Consider the following 20,775-nt stretch of genomic DNA (forward strand, 5'->3'; position numbering starts at 1 on the left):
GCGAGTTATCCTCTTTGAATGGTGCAAAAGAGTGTTTCTTCTGTACTAAGAATCATACGGATAGCCTCTAAGGTTTTATTTTGCTTCTCACGGGTGCTTAAATGTTCTTCCGTGCTTACGAGTTGTTCTAGTATTTCAGATCGCAAGGAGATCTGTAGTTCTTCAGGCAGACCTTTTTTTTGAAAGTGATAGACATGAAGTTTCTTTTCTTCAACCTGTAAATTGCCCCGGCCGTAGGTGGCGCGGTTGATTATTTGAAAGGCGTCAAGTGCACAAGAATGTGTATCTGCAGTGACTATTACCTCTGGCTCTAGTCCAGGTTGAATTCCTAATTCACGTTTCGCAATTTGGGCGATACGATAGCCTAAAGCAATTTCAGGGCATGTATGCCCATGAAAATCAATAACTTGTTCCCATGGTGTTTTTTCTATACACATAGATTACTTCTCTCCTTTACGAAAGCTTTTAAATTATTGTATATCCTTAGAGTAAAAAGTTCCATAGTCTTTCTTTTTAACGCGACAATTTGCAGGATTTTTTATTGTATCAGTAGAAAATATTAGATGTAAGTAAAAAATTTAAATGAGAAGAGGGAAGTCTCATTGCGAGATTTCCCTCTTCTCTCAAGGCTGTTATTAACTTATTGTTTTCACTAAGATTGAGGAAATAGCACTCCGACGATTCCGCCAACTCCACCTGAAACAAGTGCAACGATGGTTTTTTCGGCTAACTTTAACCAAACTGGAGAGTTTGACCAGAAAATTGCAGATAGGATTAGGACTAAAAGAATGAATCCTATACCTACAGACAATCCATAGTACAAACCCCTTGTGCCTGCTTGGTAAGCCGTGACAAAAGCCGCGATGAAGACACTTACACCAAAGATAATGTTAATCGATAGTTCAGATTCGGGAAGTGATGTGTAGGAGAGCAAAACACCAAATACTAGAGACAATAACATTGCTAAGATGGACGCTAAGATAATCCCTTTTAGAATTAAGCTAAATTGAAAGGATTTTGACATGGGTAATCCCTCCTTTGACTGATAAGTACCTATGCCAAAATTTCCAAGAGTATGACTAGTTGTTTAAAATGTTATTAGGGAGGAATTACAGAATGAAAAAGATGATTCCTGATTTTGAAAAGATGAAACAAGTTGGAGAAAAAATAAGTATGTTAACCGCCTATGATTACCCTTCTGCTCAGTTTGTTGAAGAGGCTGGTGTAGATATTATCTTGGTGGGCGATTCTTTGGGAATGGTAGTCTTAGGATATGATTCAACGGTTCCAGTCACCATGGAAGAGATCCTCCATCATACCAAAGCGGTTCGCAGAGGAGCTGCACAAACCTTTGTAGTCGCCGACATGCCATTTATGAGCTATGCTACCACTGATTTAGCAATTATGAATGCTGGGAGGCTTATTAAAGAAGGAGGAGCAGATGCTGTCAAGCTGGAAGGAGGCTTGGATATTGCTCCTATTGTTCAAATTCTAACTCGTGCAGGAATACCTGTCGTTGGGCATATCGGATTAACCCCTCAAACTGCCAATCAGCTCGGAGGTTTTAAGGTTCAGGGACGAGATCTGGATAGCGCAAAACAGTTAATCAAAGATGCTCAAGCCTTAGAGCAGGCAGGGGCTTTTTTATTAACTTTGGAGGCAATACCGAGGCAGGTGGCAAAGCAGATTTCCACTGAGCTAACCATACCAACCATCGGAATCGGGGCAGGGGCGGATTGTGATGGGCAAGTTCTTGTATATCACGATATTTTGGGTCTTTTTAAACGGTTTAGACCAAAGTTTGTTAAACAATATGCAGAATTAAGGTCCACTAGCGTACAAGCTATACAAGAATACCATAAAGAAGTAAAGGACGGGGTTTTCCCATCGGAAGAACATACCTTTGCCATGTCAGACGAGGTTATACAAAAGCTATATGGAGATTAATAATGTAATCATACAGGTGAGATTTTCCATTAGAGGGAGTTTCGCAAACGTAGAAAATGAATTTTAGTCTAAATAGTTTGATTAAAGTTAAATATTAGCAATATTCAGTATAGCAATTTTCCATAAATTTGATATAATATAGATGAATTTTTAATTTATATTATTCTCGTTATGGAAGGATGGAGCTAGCATTGAGATTAAAAGAAAAAACTCATCGAAAATTTGTCGAATTTTTCGAGAAGATTTCTACAATGTATCAAGGTAAAGATTTCGAATTAGCATATTCAGATATTCAACGTGAAACAGGTGCCGCAAGTGTTACTTTAAAACGAGCTATTCAGGCTTTGGCTGAGGATGGTGTCATTGAAGTTCAGCCTGGACGTAACTCAAGATATGCACGGTTTCGCTATTTATTAGCAACACCTGATCTTAAGGACAATTCTCCAAATGCTCCATCGACAGAAATACATGAACCTGAGGATTTAAGTAACCATGAATCTACACGTTATGGAGGAGTCCCCGAATCCATGACGGAGGAAGTTAGTGAACTAATTCAGTTAGTAGATCATCTTAAGCGACGTGTACGTAATCAGGAAATGGCAATTGCCTTGCTTCAAGATCGTTTAGCGGAAATAGAGGATAAACTACGAAAACGATAATTTCCAAGGATTTGCTAGAGATTTTTTAGTAGAGCAGTGCTATAATATAAACATATCCTAGCTTGTGCGTATAGACTACCATGGTTTTGATCCTATTATGTGACAAGGGAGCCAAATGCCAGACAACTACAACAGGCCCTTTTCTTTAGAGACCAGGGAAGTTGGAACGTATGGACTAGGCACCCACCTGCGAGAGCGGGGTCAGAAACCTGGAGTCTTACGGCAAGTCGGGGAAGGGTAGGGAGTATTCCCTACCCTTTTAAATAGTGGTACTAGACAGAAAGTATAACTTTTTGTTGATACTTTCTGAAGCATAAGTTCAACTAAGACTGCCGCCTACGCCTGAAGGCTTGGCGCCAGCCAAGTTTTCTAAACCGAGATTAGAACTTATCGTTCTATACATTTATATAAGAGGTGTACTTATGACAAGAATCATTCTGACCCGTCATGGGCAAACAGTATGGAACACGGAAGGGAGAGTTCAGGGGAGCTTGGATTCTCCACTCACGGAAAAGGGAATACTTCAGGCGCGTTCCTTAGCTTTAAGACTGAAAGACGAAAAAATAAACTATATCTATTCAAGTGATTCCCCCCGAGCGGTTAACACTGCTGAGGAGATTCGACGTGAACTGGGACTTGAAAAAATATTCTTGAGTCCAGCCCTTCGCGAGTTTTCCTTTGGAGAATGGGAAGGCTATATTTGGCAAGAGCTCAGAGAAAGCTACCCAGATATCTTTAAACAATGGGACTCAGTACCGCACCTAGTCACTACACCAGGCGGGGAAAACATGGATCTCGTTCTCAAAAGGGCATGGGATTTCTTGCAGCAGATTATTCAAACCCATAGAGGAGAAACAGTTTGTCTTGTAACCCATGGCATAACTCTAAAATTGCTCGTAACCAAAGCATTAGGGTTTGAAGTTCATGAATGGGCTCAAACACCTTGGCAACATAATACGGCACTAAATATTATCGAGATTGACGGCGATAAATGGACTCCTTGTATCCTTGGGGACTGTAAGCATTTAGATGCTTTAGAGGGATAGGTTGAAATGTATAGTAAAGGGACAGATGCTTTTTCGGCATCTGTCCCTTTACTATTCGCAAATCAAGTATCATTGCCTTATCATGCTTTAGGTTCTTGTGATTGTGTGATCTTATTACTCAGTACTTTTTTCCCAATCTTGAGTATACATCTCGACTAATCTGCTGGAAGCCTTCGGGGAGGGAACTGTAATAGAAAATTCATGGTTAGCGACAAATGAATAACGAGTCCAACCAGAACTACTTAGAAGAAAGGATGAGTTATCAAAGATTGCTAAGTTCAATCCTAGTGGAGGCTGGCTTGGGTAAAAGCGAATATGAACCCCATTAGTTGATAGCTTCTCAAGGGTGACGGGCGTTTTAGTCGTGGCAGATTGATCAAGAATAAGGCGAACATCACACCCTTTTTCGGCAGCTTCAATAAGGGCCTGAATCAAATCAGGTTCTGTAATTTCCGAGTTTGCTATCCAGATAGATTTTGTACTTGTCGATATACGATCGATAAGTTGCTGTCTAACATTAGCATTCGTAGCTAAAATGATATTATCTTCCGGTAGGGTGGAGGTCTTTTCCACATCCAATGGGAACGTTGTGGTGAATGCCCAATCCTTTGAAAACAGAGAAGCTGCTTTCCAGGCAGATTTACCGGATAACTCTACGGCTATATCATGGGCCTTAAATCCCTCCTCTGTCCAAGGAGGACCATAAATTAGGGCGCGTTTTTGGTCGATAATCAGGTATTTTGTATGATTGATTTGTCCCTTTTGGGCTGGATAAAACTGCACTGAAACATTTTGACTTTTAAGTTGATCTAAGGTTATTCGATTTGCTTTTTGCCATTGGTCTAAAAGAACTCGAACATCAACACCTGTGCGTGATTTAGAAATGAGAAGCTGAATCAGATTTGGGTCATCAAACACTGCCTGCTCTACATAGATTGAGGTTTGAGCAGATTCAATCATAGCTACAGTTTGGTTATAAATAGCATCTTTATCAATAAAAATTGCTTTTGCAGGTAAGTTAGAAATTGGGACTTCTTTAGGGAAAAGTTCAGGAATTTTAAGGGTGCAACCGCTTATAAATAAAACGCATAGCGAGAGTAGAATAACAATTGATAAGATAGAGCTTCGTTTTGACATGCGCATACTTCTCCCAAGCTTAATTTAGTGGCTATATTATATCATATACCTTATAGAGGTAAAACCATAGTTAGGCATAACCATTAGAAGTTTTTCATACTAATCAAAAAGTATAACTTCGTTGATATTGCAAGAAGGGCTAATACGTGCGAAGGCAGTGCTGCAAGAAGGTTTAACCCGTGCGAAGACGGTGCTGTAAGAATGTTTAACCCGTGCGAAGACGGTGTCTTCGTCGTGTCGTCTGAAAGCATAAGTGATTTTTGAAGGGGCAATCGCTATGAAGAATACTAAGATTATGGGGATCATTTTAATGGTTGTCTTTGGTTTGTTCACAATTTCGTGGTTCGTTTCTTCAAAATCTTATGTAACACCGGTTCTTAACGGTTCAATGTCGAATTTTTCAGGACAAAAAGCGTATCAGCATATCGAGCATCTTGTACAAAAAATTGGACCACGACCTGCAGGAAGTAAGCCAGAGTTGAAGGCTGCTCAGTATATTGATTATGTATTAAGGCAAAATGGTTGGAAGGTACGAGAACAACCCTTTAGCAAGGTTGTCCTTCGAGAACCCTCTCTGTCTCAAAAGGAACAACAAGTCGAGTTAATAAACAGCCAAAACATTATTGCAGAATTACCAGGAACCCGTCCCGATACAATAATAATAGGGGCTCATTATGATTCTGCAACCTTCAACGTTCCAGGGGCTGTAGACAATGCCTCAGGCGTAGGAGTTTTATTAGAACTGGCTAGAGTCCTTAGTAAAGAGCCCCATGAAGAAACCTATCAACTTGTGTTTTTTGGAGCAGAGGAGTATGGGCTTGTCGGCTCTCAGTTCTATACCTCTCAGGCAGACTTGTCGGCTGTACAATGGATGCTTAATATCGACATGGTAGGAAGTCCTATGGAAATAGATGTAGCAGGAAAAAAATCGACTCCTCCGGAATTAATTAAGCAGGTAACTGCCTTAGCGCGTGAAAGTCAAATACCCTTTAACGTCAGTCGAGATTTTATTCTAATGACTCGTGAAAGTTCGCAAGGAGGTACAAGCGACTATAGCTCTTTTCTGGATCAAGGAATACCAGCGGTTGGGCTAGGCATTTACGGACGGCCAGAGGGATATTTTCATCGACCCGAAGATCGAATTGAGCGGGTTTCACTTGAAGATGTTCAAAGGGTAGGGAATTTTGCTCATCTCCTCCTGACCTCTGTAAAAATAGGCAAGACGGATCTTAATGAATGGGATGTACTATACTTACCTTTTCAAATTGGCAAATACATATTTATACTACCGAGTTATGGAGTCCGTATCTTCGCTTTCATAACCTTCTTGCTAACAGGTTTAATGCTGATTAAGTTTCATAAAGCAAGGACTATGCAAAAAGGTGAATGGAAAGCTGTTTTAGGGATACTAGGTTTTTCTATAGTGCTTAGTGTGACTATCATGGGGATCAGTGGAATTGGAGAAGTACTTTGGGGTTGGATTAAACAGGTGCAATTATTATACTTCGCTCACCCCATAATTTTTGTCATAGCTCGTTTGGGGATTGCTTTAGGGGTCCTGATAACCCTGGCAAGTTTTATGAATAAGCTTCCCATGGTACGTGATCCCCAACTCTATTGGGTTCTGGCAGAGATCTTGTTGTTAGGAATTACCTTGGTTCTAGCCCTTACTCGAATCGACCTTGCTTTTCCATTTGTTTTTTGGTTGCTATGTCTAAATTTACAATTCTTCTTTCCAAACATCATTTTGGTTTTAATCGGTCCCACGTTCCTCTACTCGATTCATTTAGAACTTTTGAATTCACATCAATGGCTTAGTTATTATCAAGCAATTCACAAATACTTCTTTATCTTTCTCGGAGTATACAGCTTTCTCCTGATTCCATTCTTATTAGCACTAATGCACGTGGGAAGTATTAAGACAAAGCTTCTTAAAAAAATATTGAGTTACACACGAAAACCAGCCTTAGGAACCACTGTCTTCCTGATTCTAGCACTTGGTTTAGTACCGGTCTATACAAGAGACTATCCACAGGTAATCACTGTTCAGGAAGAGTGGTTCGGAACGAAGGATGGAAAGGTACATATTTTCTCTGATGAACCATTACCTCGCAATGTAGTGAAAGACTTAAGCGGGGAGGAAGGGAAAAGTTTATATGTGCCTATCATAAATGAAAAACCACCAGTAATTGTTGAAGCCTCAGTAATGGAGACCGTCAAAAACTCACAGAGAACTCTTAATATTACGTTTAACCTCAATTACACCAGGGAACCGTACTTAACCCGTCTAAGATTTGAAAGTAAACAGCCTTTTGAAATTCAAACGGATGAATTCTTACCCATGTCTAAACTTCCGCGGAAGTTAGAACTAAAAGGGACACAACAACCTTCGGGCATTTATTCCATTATTCTTCAGAGAACTCCTCCCCAAAAAAATTCTATTAAGATGTCGGTAGAAACTCAGGGTTTAATAACCTGTTCAGTTGAGGCAATCTTTCCTGATCCATCTCCGCGAATCCAAATTCAACATCTACGTTCATCAATAGACTATCAAATCTTTTTCAAGCAGACTTATAATTTTTAAGAAAAAGAATCTCAGTATAGGTTAAAGAGATTAGGGAATTATAAAGATAATTTGGAGGAGGGTGAAAACAATGTATACAACGATTGCCGTTGAAGATGGACTCGCAAATGTTATTCAGGCCCTTCATAATGCGGGATTTAAAACGACTCCCCTAGAAGGTACGGAATTAAAGAACGTTCGGGCCGCCGTGGTTAAAGGGGATGGAACGGATTATTTTGCCCCAGAATGGCCTGTGAAAATGCCTGTGATCAATGCAGCAGGACGTAGTGCCGATGAAATAGTCGATGTTCTTAGAGATCGCCTCTCCTAATATAATGAACAGAAAGAAAAAACTAATTCTTCAACCACCTCGTCTTTGAAAAAGGACGAGGCTTTTTGCACGTATCAGACCCCTATGCCACTTCGCGGCACCACTTATGAATGAAAACCAGTGCGTTTTTGTCATTCTGAACGAAGTGAAGAATCTTTAAGCCCTAGATCCTTCAGTCGTACCTCCTTCAGGATGACACAAACCTTGAGTTGCTTTCATAGCAAAGAGATCTGTGAATAGACGAGCGGCGTAACCATAAGGGATAATTTACCATATACTAGAGTAGATTCTGTATCTGGTTCAGGAAGGAGTGGCTCTTATGTTCTTTGGTCTAATTCCCTTTGCCTTGGGTTTTGGTTTAGGAAGGTATACCGCACCACGTTATGTCCCATACCGGGCTGCCTATCCGTATCCTTATTCCCCTTATCCGTATAGTTGGTAGTGAACTTGTTCGACTGAAGTTGAACAGCGGGACCTCGATCAAGTGATTCTTAGCTTCAGATGGAGTTTTGCCTAAGAGGAATACTTACTCCATCTAAAGCTTAGAAGAACTTATCCAGGGACGTAGCAGCCGTTATCTCCCACTTATAGAAGATGGGAGTCTTACGGCTGGTAGTCATCGGATAAATAGTTGATTTTTCGGTTGGAACCGAAGAAAAGGGAGCGAAAGCTTCCTTTTCTTCAAGTTTTCGGGTATATTTTGAAGGACGTACATCTCATATTAATGGTAGAATGAAAGTGAGGGGAAATAATATGACGGTTCCAAAAGCGTTTCTTAAGAAAAATCGCAAAAAAAGACTCGAACAAGGACATCCTTGGGTTTTTCCTGGCGAAATTGAAAAAATCGAGGGGAATCCTCAGGGTGGAGATGTTATACATATTGTAAACCATGTCGGACATTTTTTGGCTCAGGGTTTTTACAATCCAAAATCCCAACTTATCCTAAGAGTTCTAACTTATTCAGAAGATGATACAATCAACGAATCCTTATTTCAAAAGAAAATAGAGGAAGCTTGGAAGCGCCGACGATGGTTAGTTCCAAACGCCAGTTCCTGTCGAGTTGTTCATGGGGAAGCAGATTTTCTACCTGGCTTAATCATCGATAAATATGAAGATGTGTTAGTTGTACAAATACTTTCCTTGGGGATTGAAGTGCGACGTCAATGGGTCTATGATGCAATTACTAAAATCTTTAACCCTCGTGGAATCTACGAACGAAGCGATGTCCCAGTAAGAAGGCTTGAAGGACTTGAAGAGAGAGAGGGATTCGTAGACAAGCCTTTTGACACCAAAGTAACAGTCTATGAAAATGAAATTAAAATTTTGGTGGACGTTGCCGAAGGACAAAAAACAGGATATTTCTTTGATCAGCGCGAAAACAGAGCAGCCTTAAAGCCTTTGATGACTGGATGGGGAGCAGGGCGAGGCATTAAAGTAATGGAGAATGCCCTACCTGTCGATGCCAAAGGGAAAGAAATCAAAAATCCTTTTTGGGATGGCGCGGAGGTATTGGATTGTTTTTCCCACACGGGCTCTTTTATGTTACACGCCTGTCTGTATGGGGCCAAAAAAGTAACCTGTGTGGACATCTCAGAAAAAGCAATTGAGATGGCTAAGGGGAATGCTCTTCTTAATGGCTTTTTGCATCGCACGGAATTTATGGCAGCCAATGCTTTCGATTACTTAAGAGAACAAGTAAAAGAGAAAAAAACTTGGGATGTTGTAATTTTAGACCCGCCTGCCTTCACAAAAAATCGCCAAGCAATCGAAGGGGCAGTACGAGGGTATAAAGAAATCAATCTACAAGGGATGAAATTAGTCCGTAACGGAGGAATTTTAGTAACTGCATCTTGTTCGTATCATTTGAGCTCCGTCCGGTTCTTAAGCATGCTTCAAGAGGCAGCTGCAGACGCTCATAAAGTGTTAAGGCTCATCGAATTCAGGCGTGCTGGCATTGATCATCCTGTCCTGCTCGGTAGCGAGGAAACGGATTATTTAAAATTTGCTGTATTTGAAGTGTTTAATCGCTAAATTAACAAGAAAATCTCTTGCAAAGGAGTGTCATTATCATATAATAGGTAATATATGGAGGAGGGCTTGGGATGGAGGATGTAAAAACCTTTGAAAGTATTTGCAATTTATTACGCAACCGCTCCTATAAGTTAACCCCTCAGCGTCAGACGATCTTACAAACGTTTCTAGAGCAAGCTGATCGTCATTTGAGCGCTGAAGAGGTGTACATGCTTGTAAAACACCAAAATCCAGAGATTGGTTTAGCAACCGTTTATCGTACCTTGGATATTTTGGCCGAAATTGGAATTTTACTCAAAAATGATTTTGGCGATGGTCGAAGCAGATATGAATTTAGCAGAAAAGATGAGCATCATCATCACCATCATCTAATTTGTTTAGGTTGTGGGAATGTCTCAGAATTTGATGATGACTTGTTAGAATCTCTTGAAGCAGTAATTATCAAACGAAACAAGTTTAAAATCTTGGATCATGATCTAAAATTTTATGGATATTGTCACGAATGTGGAGAGGGGCATTAAAATGCGCCTCTCCTACTAATTTATGGAAAAAATATTATGAACAATAACAAAGAATCAGAGTTGGAATTATCAGAATTGTGGCGAGAGCCGACATTTTTAAAGGGTTTAAATGCGAATTGCCACGCATTTGAAAGGGATTTGACGTGCGATTTATGGTCTATTTTGAAGGGTAAATAGACAGGGAAGGAGAACGTAATAATGGAAAAATAAGTAAAATAAAGGAGCGAAAAACATGGCTCTACCTATGGCTTCAAATAGCAAACAAAGAAGACCTTCTCTTCAAAGCTCTTATCTGTGGCATTCTCTGCAAGCCAGATGGCATCATCGGGTAGGTAAAACAGATGAAGCTATCCGAAATTGGGTAGATTTATTAAACCGAGACTCATCGAAACCGCGATTTAAGGAAGTAGGCTATTTAATAGAAGTCCAAGCACTTCAAGAAGCAAGGGACTATTTAGAACGCTTGGAAAGTGAACAAACTGAGAACTCTCCGGAAATTAGTTATTATTTAGCACGGTGTTATCTTGGACAAGCCCTAATACCTCAAGCTAAAGAAAAGGTTGAACTGGCAATACACATTCAACCCCAAAATGCGAAATATTGGGACTTGCTTGCTGATTGTCACTTAGAAATGGGAGATTGGCGTGAGGCTATTAGTGCGTTAAATAACTCCATGAGAGCAGCACCCCAAAATGCAGAAACCAATTATCGTTTGGGGATCATTTACGCTCATCATGAAGAATTCCTCGAGGCCTTAAGGTGTTTTCAGGGATGTTGCCAGCTTAAACCCCGGGAATCAATATATTGGGAAATGAAAGCTGAGATGCATTTGCAATTAGATCAGTTGAACGATGCTTGTCATAGTTTCGAAAAGGCATTTCGGTATGGGGGGACTCCGGAGTTAGCAGCGCGTCTCGCCTACTGTTATATCCAGAAAGATGAGGTTAAAAAAGGCATTCAATATTACAAATACACCTTGAAATATGAACCTGATCACTATGACAGCTTGAGTAATCTCGCCGCTGTCTATCAAAATCAGGGACGTTCCCAAGAAGCCTTGGTATTATTGGAAAGAGCAAAAAATATCTACCCCAAGGATCCGATCTTGCTAAACAACTTAGCTTTTACCTTGGTCCATCAGGGACGGACCAGAAAAGCAACGGAATATTATCGCGAAGCGTTGGAGTTAACACCGGACCATCCGCTGATTCTTTATAATCTAAGTGTTTGCCTGACCCGGAAAGGGAATTGGCAAGAAGGCATTGATTCACTGAATCAACTGATTAAAATCGACCCAAACCATTCAGCGGGATGGGCCTTGCTGGGAAATATATATGATCAAATCGATCAAGCAGATGTGGCAATTGACTGTTTTAATAAAGCATTGAAACTTGCGTAAAGGAGAAGGGTGAACCCTTCTCCTTTGTTTTAACTCAGATTTTTTGATATTTCATTTTCTTTTGTAAATAATAATGGTAAAATAAAATGTAATTTGTCTAATAAGGAGCTAAAAATGTTTCAGGTATGTGTAAGAGCACATTTCGATGCTGCTCATTTTATCCGGGATTATGAGGGCGATTGTTCTAATTTACATGGTCATCGCTGGGATATCGAAGTTTGTATTGAAGGTCCTCAATTAGATGGTTTGGGAATGTTGATTGATTTTAAGGAAGTAAAGCAAACTATACGAAAATCATTAAAGTTGTTGGATCATAGATTGCTTAACGATCTACTTCCTTTTGGTTCCCAAGGAGTAAATCCTACTGCTGAAAATCTCGCTCATTTTTTGTTTATGGAATTCAAAAGGGAGTTAAGGCTTGGGGAAAAGCGCTTAGCATGGGTTAAAGTTTTTGAATCACCGGACACCTGGGCCATTTTTAAGGAGGATTAGTAATGGAATTATCCATGCACCTTGGGGTTCCAAGAGGTTTCAAGTTCGAGGGGTCTAATAATGCTTAAGTTACCGGTTACTGAAATATTCTCGTCAATTCAGGGAGAAGGTCCTTACGTTGGTGTCAGACAGATTTTTCTTCGCTTGCCAAACTGCAACTTAAAGTGTCCCTATTGCGATACGGCTACAGCTTTACCAGAACAGTTAAGAATAGAGTCGACACCGGGTTCGGGGATCTTTAATAAGATTAGAAATCCAATGCTTATTGATGAACTTATTGAGCTATTACAAGCCTATGATTTTTCGGTTCATCACTCTTTGAGTATCACTGGAGGGGAACCCCTTTTGTGGGACAACGAACTACGAGCTTTTTTACCTTTTTTAAAAGAGAAGGGTATAAAGATATACCTTGAAACGAATGGAACCTTGCCTGAACAACTGCTTCGAGTTTTACCTTGGATTGACATAATTAGTATGGACATCAAACTGCCCTTCAACGGCCAAACCTTCTGGGATGCTCATGAAGCTTTTCTGCGCATAAGTCTTCAAAAAGAAGTCTTTGTCAAAATAGTCGTTCATGAGGAAACTGATCAACAAGAACTCCGGAACGCTCGCGACTTAATTGCAGGAGTTGATCCACTTATCCAAACAATACTACAACCTGTAACTACAACACGAGGGATCAATACTCCGAAACCTTCTCAACTAATCGAATGGCAACGTTTTTTCCTTAGTAAACTTAAGAACACTCGAGTTATTCCACAAACTCACGTATTTATGGGACAATTATAGTAGTTTTAATTATAGCTGGACCAGGAGAAAAGGAGATAGAGTTATGGGGATGGATTTAGAAAAGATTGAACAAGCTGTTTACATGATGTTGGAAGCCATAGGTGAGGATCCTGACCGTGAAGGTTTAAGGGATACACCAAAACGTGTGGCTAGAATGTATGCCGAAGTCTTTCATGGGTTACATGAAGACCCGGGGGAGCATTTAAACGTCCAATTTTCAGAAGAGCATGAAGAGATGGTAATCGTTAAAGATATACCAGTGTATTCTATGTGTGAACATCACCTTGTACCCTTTTACGGGAAGGCTCATATAGCTTACATCCCCAGAAAAGGTAAGATCACTGGGTTGTCAAAATTTGCGCGGGTCATTGAAGGGTATGCACGCAGGCCGCAACTTCAAGAACGTTTAACCTCGGAGGTAGCGGATGCTATTATGGCCAAACTTACCCCCTTAGGCGTTTTAGTGGTTATTGAAGCAGAGCATATGTGTATGACAATGCGTGGAGTTAAGAAAGCCGGGTCCCAGACATTAACCTCTGCTGTTAGGGGAATCTTTAAAACAAACCCCATCACAAGATCTGAAGCTTTTTCATTGATTCAGGGACACAGACGCTAAGAAAGAGGTAATTTTGGGTGGACGAGAAAATAAATCCGTCGGAAAGCAAAGGAAAGATAGAACTAATTGCATCCCAACGGGTTGGTTTAAATGGAGAACTTTATAAAGTGGTAGATTTTCTAAATAAAAATTTAAAGGGACATCATCTAATGTTTGGATTGAAAAAGAAAGAGGATCAGATGATTATTTCCGTCTACGAAGTAGAGTGATCGGGGGAGTAGCATGCATATATTACTGACGAACGATGATGGCTACGATGCCTCAGGAATACAAACCTTGCATCGTACACTTCGATCTATGACGAACCACCACATCAGCATTGTTGCCCCAGAAGGTCAGCGTTCAGCAATGGGGCATTCTATAACCTTGTTCCAGCCTTTATTTGTAACGGAACATGAGCTTGATGGAGACCAAAAGGGGTTTGCTATAAGTGGTACTCCTTCAGATTGCGTTAAAATTGCTATCCAAGGAGGGCTTATTAGTAAGCCTGATCTAGTTATTTCTGGTATTAACCAAGGTGCTAATCTAGGAACAGATGTTTTTTATTCCGGCACGGTATCAGCTGCTATGGAAGGAGTTATTCTAGGAGTCCCTTCCTTGGCTGTTTCCCTCGCAAGCTACGACTTCCTTGATTTTGAACCGTCAGCAGCCTATTTGGCTGAGCATTTAGATGAAATTGTACTGTCTCACCAACAAGGATTAATGAATATTAATTTTCCGGGTAAACTTCAGTCTGAGTGGGCTGGAGTTAAGGTGACGAAACTTGGTAAGACTATATATGATAATGTATTCGAGCGAAGAGTCAATCCTCGCGGAAGAGTCTATTATTGGCAGTGTGGGGATAGAATACAAGATCTGGAGGAGGATACTGATTTACGAGCCATCCAAGAAGATTTTATTTCGATCACTCCTATGCACAGTGATTTGACAGATTTTAAGTGCCTAGAATCCTGGAAACCTTTGTTCAATAAATCAGGCGGTTTAACGTCTAATGGGGTATAATGAAAGGAGTACAGAATGATGATTCTGTACTCCTTTATTCCTTAAAGAGATGGATTGTTTAAGGATTCTTTGGCTCGTCTGATCATAGTTTTAACCATACTTCCACCAATACGACCACCCACATGTCCACATTCGCGAGAGGTCATATTTTCCCAACCTTGGCTTTTGATTTTCGAACTTAAGCCTAATTCTTCAGCAACTTCCCATTTGAAATCTTCCAAGACAGATTGGGGCAACACGCTATTATTTCTATTGTTTTTTCGGCTCACTACTAAACATCTCCTCTCAACTCTATCTACTTGCAACAATTCTAGTATTCACAAATAATCGGTGGTTTATGGTGCATAAATAATGGATAGTTGATGTGTTTTTACTATTGGAGGAAGTTTAATGATAATTGGAACGTTTATTTTCTATTTTGTATTGTTTGCAGTGGTTTTCTCTTATCCGGGCTTTAGAAGTAAGGAAAACTCAACGTCGATTTTTAAGTTATTAACAATTCCGGCACTCCTAGGGTTAGGTATGGTTTTTCTAACCGTAATAAAGGTATATTTTGTATATAAGATCTTAGCTATTCTAGTGGTCCTCGTAACGTTTGTCTTATCCTATTGGCATTGGGGCGAGCAAATCCGACGATGGTGGAAGTGATTTTTAAGGTGGCAGAAATTTTCCGATCCAAGGAAGACGTCTCAAATCAGCTAAGGTGACGCCGCCATTTAGGAGGAGAATAATACTGTAAAGTGCTATTCCAATGATAAATTCACCTAAATAACCTATGATATGACGATTAAATATGGGGTCTAAGAATTGGAAAACAATAAGCATCCCAACTCCTCCAAACAGGGGTTGAAGAACAAATCGTTGAAGGTCCAAAGGCATGCCGGTGTATCTTGATATAGCCATGAGATTAAGAACTGCCATGATAAAGAAACCTAGTGTAAATGCCCAAGCTGTTCCTCTCAAACCCCACTGAGGAAGACCCGTAAGGTAAATTAGAACTGGAATGCGAATGATGGCCGCAATGATGGAATGGAGGACTGGAAGGTGAACTTTGCCAAGTCCCTGTAAGATTCCCGTTGTGGTTTGTTGTATATAGGAGAAGATGCCGCCTAAGGCTAGCACACGTAATATGGGAGCAATATCTTCACTCTTAAAAAACGCAGTCAGTGGTCGCGAAAAGTAGAACAAGATAATAAGGCAGGGTATCCCCAGCAGAACTGTTAATCGTATAGCTTCAGCGCTGCGTGCTCGGACAACATTTAATTGGCGTTTTGCTGCTGCTTCAGATATGGCTGGGACTAGTGAAGTTGCTAAGGCAAAGGTAAAGACACTGGGAAAGGTGAGTAATGTAAAGGCGGAACCACCCAGCTGTCCAAACAAGGTCACTGCCTCACGAGCGGAATATCCAGCAACTTGAAGACGAAGAGGGATGAGGATAGCATCTAAAGAGGACAATCCTGTGGCAAGTAGTCTTCCCGCCGTCACCGGGGAGGCTAATTGCCATAATCTACTTAGTATTTGGCGTGAGGAATACGCCTTTGCTGTAATCTCATCGAGAATTTTAGGTTTAGTTCTATGGTACTGAAGCATAATAGCCATTAAACCGACGAATTCTCCAGCTAGCATACCTAAGGCTAATCCAGCGGCTGCCCATTCTACGCCCTTATCTAAGAGACGAAGGGCTATGGTATAACCAACCCCCACTCTAATAATCTGTTCACAAATTTGACTAATTGCTGTGGGGATCATGTTTTGCAAACCCTGAAAATAGCCGCGGAAAACCGAAGACACAGAGACGATAAAGATAGCTGGAGTGCAGATGAGAAAGACATTGATCACCCGGGGATCAGAAAAAACCCTATGTGCTATATAAGGAGAAAGGAAATAGAGGGCAATTGATACAATAGCCCCTGAAATACTAAGAAGCCAAAAGGATAAGCGGAAGATAGATTGTGCATTGGAAAGACGTCCAAGAGATACTTCTTCTGAGACCATCTTGGCAATGGCGAGAGGGATTCCCGCTGTAGTAATAACAAGAGCCAGCATGTACATAGGGAAAACCATGTTAAACAAACCATAGGCTTCACCGCCAATATTAATCATTATTAAATATTGGTAGGCGAAGCCTAGCAGGCGGTTTATCAGATTTGCGCCTAGCAGTATTGTCGCACCATAAACAAAGGTCCTTTTTGACATGTAACCCTCCATAATCTGAATTATATATAACCATATGCTTGTGGAAAAAAAGAAATGCTTAGGAAATTTCTAAGCATCTCTCTAGGCATAAAGGATTTTTGCTCAGAATAGAGAAATAATACTTAGTGGAATATTGATCCAGGATTGGGGCATTATACCTCATGAAGGGAGAGCTTAGTGTGTGGGTACTTCTCAAAAATGCAAAACTCTATTGCCCTGAATATACTGAGAATTCAGACATCGTAGTAGTAGGAATGACTATTGCTGCTATCGGGAAAAATCTGAGCCTGCCTGATTTTGTGGAGGGGGAAATAATTGACCTCCAAGGCAAAACCCTAGTGCCAGGTTTTATCGATGCTCATGTACATATATGCGGCGGAGGCGGGGAAGCAGGACCAGCTTCCCGGACTCCAGAACTTCAACTTTCCCAGATAACTAGGTCAGGAATAACGACAGTGGTCGGTTGCCTGGGGACGGATTCCGTATCACGGTCACTAGCAGAGCTTTTAGTTAAAGCGAATGCTCTTCAGGAAGAGGGAATAAGCACCTATATTTATAGTGGAGCTTATAGAGTTCCCATGAAAACCCTCTTGCCAACGTTAGAGCAAGACTTGGTTTTAATTGAAAAGGTTATAGGTGCTGGAGAAATAGCTATTTCAGATCATCGATCTGCCCATCCTCAAATCAGTCAGCTAGAGCAATTAGCGTCAGAAGCTCGAGTCGGCGGAATGCTGGGAGGAAAAGCGGGGATCGTTCATGTTCATCTTGGAGAAGGTAAACGCGGCTTACAACCTATCTGGACTCTCCTTGAACAAAGCGATATTCCGATTACCCAATTCGTCCCAACCCATATGAATCGAAGTCGTACCTTACTGGAACAAGGGATTAAGTTTCTTTTAGCAGGGGGTCATATGGATCTTACGGCAGGATGTGACGATTTCCCAGAAGACCTACAGGTTCCGTCTGTTCTGATTAGATTAAATCAATCGCAACTCCTTAATGATAGAATTACGGTGTCCTCAGATGGGAATGGGAGTATGCCGCAATATAACGAAGCTGGGGTACTTACCGGTATGGGTGTTGGTTCGGTAGAGGTTTTGTGGCGCGATATTAGAAAAACAGTTATACAAGGCAACGTCCCCTTGGAAGTTGCCTTACGTACCATCACTTCGAATGTAGCAAATGTGCTTCGGTTAAGAAATAAAGGAATGCTTCGTGTAGGTTACGATGCTGATCTAGTCGTTCTAGATGAAGATTTACAGGTGCAAGATGTCTGGGCAAAAGGAAAATGTATGGTTCGCAGCAAGGAAACACTGGTCTGGGGGACTTACGAAGGAAACTCATTAGCTAAAAGTGAGTGGTTTAGCTAAAAAAGTAAGAAATGATTCAGCTGCAGTTAGCGTAATGACAAGGGGTTTCTGCAGCAGAATCAAGAAATAAATTAATTAGAAAATTAATCTTCAAAGCTAAGAATACTTGACCCGCTCTTATCTATAAATAAGTACTAAGCTAGGATATTTAGAGATAGAACTCCGCTTATCTGTTGCAAGTAAAAAGGCATGAGTCCTTTTTCTTAAATAACAAATCAAGGAGGAAAATATCTTGAAAACCTATGACACTGAACGTCTGCGCAATGTCTGTTTAGTTGGGCATGGTGGAGCAGGAAAGACATCCCTTGCGGAAACCTTTCTGTTTAATTCAGGTGCAATTAGTCGTATCGGTAAGGTTACTGAAGGAAACACAGTTTCAGACTATCTACCCGAAGAAGTAAAGCACAAAGTGTCGATTAGTACGAGTCTTATTCCTATGGAGTGGCAAGAAGTTAAAGTCAATGTTCTCGATAGTCCAGGATATCTAGATTTTTTGGGAGAGGTTAAGAGTGCCTTGCGCGTGGTTGAATGTGGGGTGCTAGTACTATGCGGTGTAGCAGGGCTTGAGGTTCAGTCAGAAACAACTTGGGGTCTTATGGAAGAACAGAAGTTGCCCAAGATTATCTTTATTAATAAACTCGATCGCAAGAATGCCAATTTTGGTAAGGTGATGGAACAACTAAAAAGTATTTATCCCCAGGCAAGGTTCGCTCCTTTACAATTACCCATTGGTCAAGAGTCAAGTTTCAAAGGACTCATTGATATTGTCGAGAACAAAGTGTATGAATATGCAGAGGATGGCAGCGGAAGGTATTCAACCAAAGAAGTTCCGGCAGAGTACGAGGAAGAGACCAAAGGCTTAAGAGAGCAATTAGCCGAAGCAGTTGCTGAAGCGGATGATGATCTATTAATGAAGTATCTTGAAGGGGAAGAATTAAATAAGGCGGATTTACAAACTGCCTTACGGGAGGCATTAAAACAAAACCTTGTAATACCCGTGCTGTGTGGTTCGGCTGCGAAAAATATCGGGATAACGAAGATGATGGATTTCTTGGTGGATTTTGCCCCGCCTCCTCAAGTGATTTTAGAAAAGGCAGCCTTAGTCTTTAAAACTCTCACGGATCCTTATGTTGGTAAGATGTCCTTCTTCCGAGTTTATGGCGGGAAATTTTCAGCTGAAACTATGGTCTACAATTCAAGTCGTGAAGTTGAGGAGAAAATAGGGCAGCCTTTTTATCTAAGAGGGAAAATCCAGGAACCTATTCCTTCAGTGCCTGCCGGAGATATAGCGGTCGTTGCCAAATTACAAGAGGTTAAAACAGGGGATACACTGTGTGGCAAAGAACAAACGATAGCGCTTCCTGGAATTGATTTTCCAAAGCCTTCTTTATCTGTGGCTATTGGACCAAAGACTAAAGGAGATGAGGATAAGCTAGGCAACGCTTTAGCACGGTTGCTGGAAGAAGATCCAACGGTTACCATAAATAAAAACCTAGAGACAAAAGAATTGATTTTAACAGGGCTAGGGGAAATGCAGCTTGAGATTCTTCAGGAAAAGCTAAACCGAAAATTTGGAGTTGACGTGACCTTAAGTGTCCCTCGAGTGCCATATCGTGAGACCATCCGTAAGGCAGTTAAAGTCGAAGGCAAACATAAGAAACAAACGGGCGGGCATGGTCAGTATGGGCATGTGTGGATTAACTTAGAGCCTACCGATGGAAGCGAATTTGAGTTTGCTGAGTCGATTTTTGGAGGAGCAGTACCGAAGCAATACATTCCAGCTGTAGAGAAGGGAATTCGAGAAGCTATGCGGGAAGGAACTATGGTAGGATATCCGGTGACAGACATTAAAGTCACCTTGTGTGACGGATCTTATCATGCCGTAGATTCGTCAGAGATGGCCTTTAAGCTTGCGGCTATCATAGCCTTTCGCAAAGGAGTTGAGTTAGCTAAACCCACGTTGCTCGAGCCAGTTGTTGAGATCGAAGTATGTGTCCCTGAAGTTTTCATGGGAGATGTCATTGCTGACCTTAATGGAAAACGTGGTAAGGTCTTAGGCATGGATGCCAGTGAAAAAAATCCAACGATCCGTGCCCATGTACCACAAGCTGAGATGATGCGTTATGCCATTGATTTAAGGAGCCTCACTCAAGGAAGGGGCTCATTTACTATGAAGTTTTTGCGTTACGAAGAAGTTCCCAGTAAACTTAGTGAAACCTTGATAAGTCAATTAAGAACCGCTAATAATTAATCAAATTTAGAGCTGTAACAAAAATTAGTTTCTTTTTGTTACAGCTCTACGTTTTTAACATATCCTAATTATTGGGATGCAAATAAAGGCAATTGTCCCATGATGTTTGATTGAAGTTAGGTAAAGAGAATGATAAAATAGATAATGTTAGTAAGAACTAACATCAAGGATAGAACGTGATTGGAGAAGGACTATGAGTACATTGACTACTGAAGACAAGATTATTAATGCTTCAATTGTCCTCTTCTCTCAAAAGGGGTATACTGCGGTTACAACTAAGGAGATAGCCAAAAAAGCGGGCGTAAGTGAGATGACTCTCTTTAGACACTTTGAAAGTAAGCATAATTTATTCGAACGGGCTTTTGATCAATTTGTTTGTTCTCCAAAGTTCAGGGCTTTATTTGACAGCTTGGAATGGGACT

Annotated in this window: 22 protein-coding genes and 1 other RNA gene; 18 read left to right on the forward strand and 5 right to left on the reverse strand. The window is 40.8% G+C overall.

Features of this window, described 5'->3' with window-relative positions; genetic code table 11:
- Positions 1-5 precede the first annotated feature (5 nt).
- Positions 6-437 (reverse strand): formylmethanofuran dehydrogenase subunit E family protein, encoded by a 432-nt coding sequence (locus HGJ98_RS12770; protein WP_291351796.1) that lies wholly within the window; start codon positions 435-437, stop codon positions 6-8.
- Between the two features lie 215 nt (positions 438-652).
- On the reverse strand, positions 653-1,024 hold the full coding sequence (locus tag HGJ98_RS12775; protein ID WP_291351797.1) for a TIGR04086 family membrane protein: 372 nt from the start codon (positions 1,022-1,024) through the stop codon (positions 653-655).
- Positions 1,025-1,116: 92 nt separating this feature from the next.
- Between HGJ98_RS12775 and panB the strand changes: the two genes are divergently transcribed.
- The 4 genes from panB (at position 1,117) to HGJ98_RS12795 (ending at position 3,652) form a co-directional block, all read left to right on the forward strand.
- Positions 1,117-1,947, forward strand: a complete 831-nt coding sequence (gene panB / locus HGJ98_RS12780) for a 3-methyl-2-oxobutanoate hydroxymethyltransferase (protein WP_291351798.1) — start codon at positions 1,117-1,119, stop codon at positions 1,945-1,947.
- 191 nt (positions 1,948-2,138) lie between these two features.
- Entirely contained in the window at positions 2,139-2,606 is a 468-nt protein-coding gene (locus HGJ98_RS12785) for an IclR family transcriptional regulator (RefSeq protein WP_291351799.1), read from the forward strand.
- 51 nt (positions 2,607-2,657) lie between these two features.
- Positions 2,658-2,844, forward strand: a non-coding RNA gene (ssrS, locus tag HGJ98_RS12790) — 6S RNA.
- A 184-nt stretch (positions 2,845-3,028) separates the two neighbouring features.
- Complete coding sequence (locus HGJ98_RS12795) at positions 3,029-3,652, forward strand: histidine phosphatase family protein (RefSeq protein ID WP_291351800.1); 624 nt, start codon at positions 3,029-3,031, stop codon at positions 3,650-3,652.
- Between the two features lie 114 nt (positions 3,653-3,766).
- Here HGJ98_RS12795 and HGJ98_RS12800 read toward each other — a convergent pair whose 3' ends face one another.
- Positions 3,767-4,789, reverse strand: coding sequence for a phosphatidylserine/phosphatidylglycerophosphate/cardiolipin synthase family protein (locus HGJ98_RS12800; protein WP_291351801.1), 1,023 nt, complete (start codon positions 4,787-4,789; stop codon positions 3,767-3,769).
- Positions 4,790-5,066: 277 nt separating this feature from the next.
- Here HGJ98_RS12800 and HGJ98_RS12805 point away from each other — a divergent pair, with 277 nt between their 5' ends.
- The 10 genes from HGJ98_RS12805 (at position 5,067) to surE (ending at position 14,536) form a co-directional block, all read left to right on the forward strand.
- Positions 5,067-7,373 (forward strand): M28 family metallopeptidase, encoded by a 2,307-nt coding sequence (locus tag HGJ98_RS12805; RefSeq protein WP_291351802.1) that lies wholly within the window; start codon positions 5,067-5,069, stop codon positions 7,371-7,373.
- A gap of 70 nt (positions 7,374-7,443) precedes the next feature.
- Complete coding sequence (locus HGJ98_RS12810) at positions 7,444-7,683, forward strand: YkuS family protein (RefSeq protein WP_291351803.1); 240 nt, start codon at positions 7,444-7,446, stop codon at positions 7,681-7,683.
- Between the two features lie 753 nt (positions 7,684-8,436).
- Complete coding sequence (locus HGJ98_RS12815; protein WP_291351804.1) at positions 8,437-9,714, forward strand: class I SAM-dependent rRNA methyltransferase; 1,278 nt, start codon at positions 8,437-8,439, stop codon at positions 9,712-9,714.
- A gap of 71 nt (positions 9,715-9,785) precedes the next feature.
- On the forward strand, positions 9,786-10,235 hold the full coding sequence (locus tag HGJ98_RS12820; protein ID WP_291351805.1) for a Fur family transcriptional regulator: 450 nt from the start codon (positions 9,786-9,788) through the stop codon (positions 10,233-10,235).
- Between the two features lie 232 nt (positions 10,236-10,467).
- Positions 10,468-11,634, forward strand: a complete 1,167-nt coding sequence (locus HGJ98_RS12825; RefSeq protein WP_291351806.1) for a tetratricopeptide repeat protein — start codon at positions 10,468-10,470, stop codon at positions 11,632-11,634.
- 114 nt (positions 11,635-11,748) lie between these two features.
- On the forward strand, positions 11,749-12,126 hold the full coding sequence (gene queD, locus HGJ98_RS12830) for a 6-carboxytetrahydropterin synthase QueD (protein WP_291351807.1): 378 nt from the start codon (positions 11,749-11,751) through the stop codon (positions 12,124-12,126).
- 60 nt (positions 12,127-12,186) lie between these two features.
- Positions 12,187-12,918, forward strand: a complete 732-nt coding sequence (locus HGJ98_RS12835; RefSeq protein ID WP_291351808.1) for a 7-carboxy-7-deazaguanine synthase QueE — start codon at positions 12,187-12,189, stop codon at positions 12,916-12,918.
- A gap of 43 nt (positions 12,919-12,961) precedes the next feature.
- Positions 12,962-13,534, forward strand: coding sequence for a GTP cyclohydrolase I FolE (gene folE / locus HGJ98_RS12840; protein WP_291351809.1), 573 nt, complete (start codon positions 12,962-12,964; stop codon positions 13,532-13,534).
- Between the two features lie 17 nt (positions 13,535-13,551).
- Positions 13,552-13,743 (forward strand): YpmA family protein, encoded by a 192-nt coding sequence (locus HGJ98_RS12845; protein WP_291351810.1) that lies wholly within the window; start codon positions 13,552-13,554, stop codon positions 13,741-13,743.
- Between the two features lie 13 nt (positions 13,744-13,756).
- On the forward strand, positions 13,757-14,536 hold the full coding sequence (gene surE, locus HGJ98_RS12850; protein ID WP_291351811.1) for a 5'/3'-nucleotidase SurE: 780 nt from the start codon (positions 13,757-13,759) through the stop codon (positions 14,534-14,536).
- A gap of 41 nt (positions 14,537-14,577) precedes the next feature.
- Here the strand turns inward: surE and HGJ98_RS12855 are convergent, their stop codons facing one another.
- Complete coding sequence (locus HGJ98_RS12855; protein ID WP_291351812.1) at positions 14,578-14,805, reverse strand: alpha/beta-type small acid-soluble spore protein; 228 nt, start codon at positions 14,803-14,805, stop codon at positions 14,578-14,580.
- A gap of 121 nt (positions 14,806-14,926) precedes the next feature.
- On the opposite strand from HGJ98_RS12855, the gene HGJ98_RS12860 reads away from it, so the two are divergent.
- The gene (locus tag HGJ98_RS12860; RefSeq protein WP_291351813.1) at positions 14,927-15,184 is read left to right on the forward strand and encodes a hypothetical protein; all 258 of its coding nucleotides are present in this window, start codon (positions 14,927-14,929) and stop codon (positions 15,182-15,184) included.
- A gap of 3 nt (positions 15,185-15,187) precedes the next feature.
- On the opposite strand, the gene spoVB is transcribed toward HGJ98_RS12860, so the two are convergent.
- Positions 15,188-16,732 (reverse strand): stage V sporulation protein B, encoded by a 1,545-nt coding sequence (spoVB, locus tag HGJ98_RS12865; RefSeq protein WP_291351814.1) that lies wholly within the window; start codon positions 16,730-16,732, stop codon positions 15,188-15,190.
- Positions 16,733-16,911: 179 nt separating this feature from the next.
- Between spoVB and iadA the strand changes: the two genes are divergently transcribed.
- The 3 genes from iadA to HGJ98_RS12880 all read left to right on the forward strand — a co-directional run.
- Positions 16,912-18,102 carry a beta-aspartyl-peptidase gene (iadA, locus tag HGJ98_RS12870; RefSeq protein WP_291351818.1) on the forward strand — a complete coding sequence of 397 codons (1,191 nt, stop codon included), beginning with the start codon at positions 16,912-16,914 and terminating at the stop codon, positions 18,100-18,102.
- 232 nt (positions 18,103-18,334) lie between these two features.
- Positions 18,335-20,353 carry an elongation factor G gene (gene fusA / locus HGJ98_RS12875; RefSeq protein WP_291351815.1) on the forward strand — a complete coding sequence of 673 codons (2,019 nt, stop codon included), beginning with the start codon at positions 18,335-18,337 and terminating at the stop codon, positions 20,351-20,353.
- A 193-nt stretch (positions 20,354-20,546) separates the two neighbouring features.
- The coding region (locus HGJ98_RS12880; RefSeq protein ID WP_291351816.1) for a TetR/AcrR family transcriptional regulator at positions 20,547-20,775 on the forward strand (229 nt) is incomplete at its 3' end.

This window comes from Desulfosporosinus sp., assembly GCF_014237355.1.
GTDB lineage: Bacteria > Bacillota > Desulfitobacteriia > Desulfitobacteriales > Desulfitobacteriaceae > Desulfosporosinus.

Excerpts from the sequence above, each read along its gene's own strand:
- HGJ98_RS12770 (WP_291351796.1), bottom strand. The coding sequence starts at position 437 with ATGTGTATAGAAAAAACACCATGGGAACAAGTTATTGATTTTCATGGG.
- HGJ98_RS12775 (WP_291351797.1), bottom strand. The coding sequence starts at position 1,024 with ATGTCAAAATCCTTTCAATTTAGCTTAATTCTAAAAGGGATTATCTTA.
- panB (WP_291351798.1), top strand. The coding sequence starts at position 1,117 with ATGAAAAAGATGATTCCTGATTTTGAAAAGATGAAACAAGTTGGAGAA.
- HGJ98_RS12795 (WP_291351800.1), top strand. The coding sequence starts at position 3,029 with ATGACAAGAATCATTCTGACCCGTCATGGGCAAACAGTATGGAACACG.
- HGJ98_RS12800 (WP_291351801.1), bottom strand. The coding sequence starts at position 4,789 with ATGTCAAAACGAAGCTCTATCTTATCAATTGTTATTCTACTCTCGCTA.
- HGJ98_RS12805 (WP_291351802.1), top strand. The coding sequence starts at position 5,067 with ATGAAGAATACTAAGATTATGGGGATCATTTTAATGGTTGTCTTTGGT.
- HGJ98_RS12810 (WP_291351803.1), top strand. The coding sequence starts at position 7,444 with ATGTATACAACGATTGCCGTTGAAGATGGACTCGCAAATGTTATTCAG.
- HGJ98_RS12815 (WP_291351804.1), top strand. The coding sequence starts at position 8,437 with ATGACGGTTCCAAAAGCGTTTCTTAAGAAAAATCGCAAAAAAAGACTC.
- HGJ98_RS12820 (WP_291351805.1), top strand. The coding sequence starts at position 9,786 with ATGGAGGATGTAAAAACCTTTGAAAGTATTTGCAATTTATTACGCAAC.
- HGJ98_RS12825 (WP_291351806.1), top strand. The coding sequence starts at position 10,468 with ATGGCTCTACCTATGGCTTCAAATAGCAAACAAAGAAGACCTTCTCTT.
- queD (WP_291351807.1), top strand. The coding sequence starts at position 11,749 with ATGTTTCAGGTATGTGTAAGAGCACATTTCGATGCTGCTCATTTTATC.
- HGJ98_RS12835 (WP_291351808.1), top strand. The coding sequence starts at position 12,187 with ATGCTTAAGTTACCGGTTACTGAAATATTCTCGTCAATTCAGGGAGAA.
- folE (WP_291351809.1), top strand. The coding sequence starts at position 12,962 with ATGGGGATGGATTTAGAAAAGATTGAACAAGCTGTTTACATGATGTTG.
- surE (WP_291351811.1), top strand. The coding sequence starts at position 13,757 with ATGCATATATTACTGACGAACGATGATGGCTACGATGCCTCAGGAATA.
- HGJ98_RS12860 (WP_291351813.1), top strand. The coding sequence starts at position 14,927 with ATGATAATTGGAACGTTTATTTTCTATTTTGTATTGTTTGCAGTGGTT.
- spoVB (WP_291351814.1), bottom strand. The coding sequence starts at position 16,732 with ATGTCAAAAAGGACCTTTGTTTATGGTGCGACAATACTGCTAGGCGCA.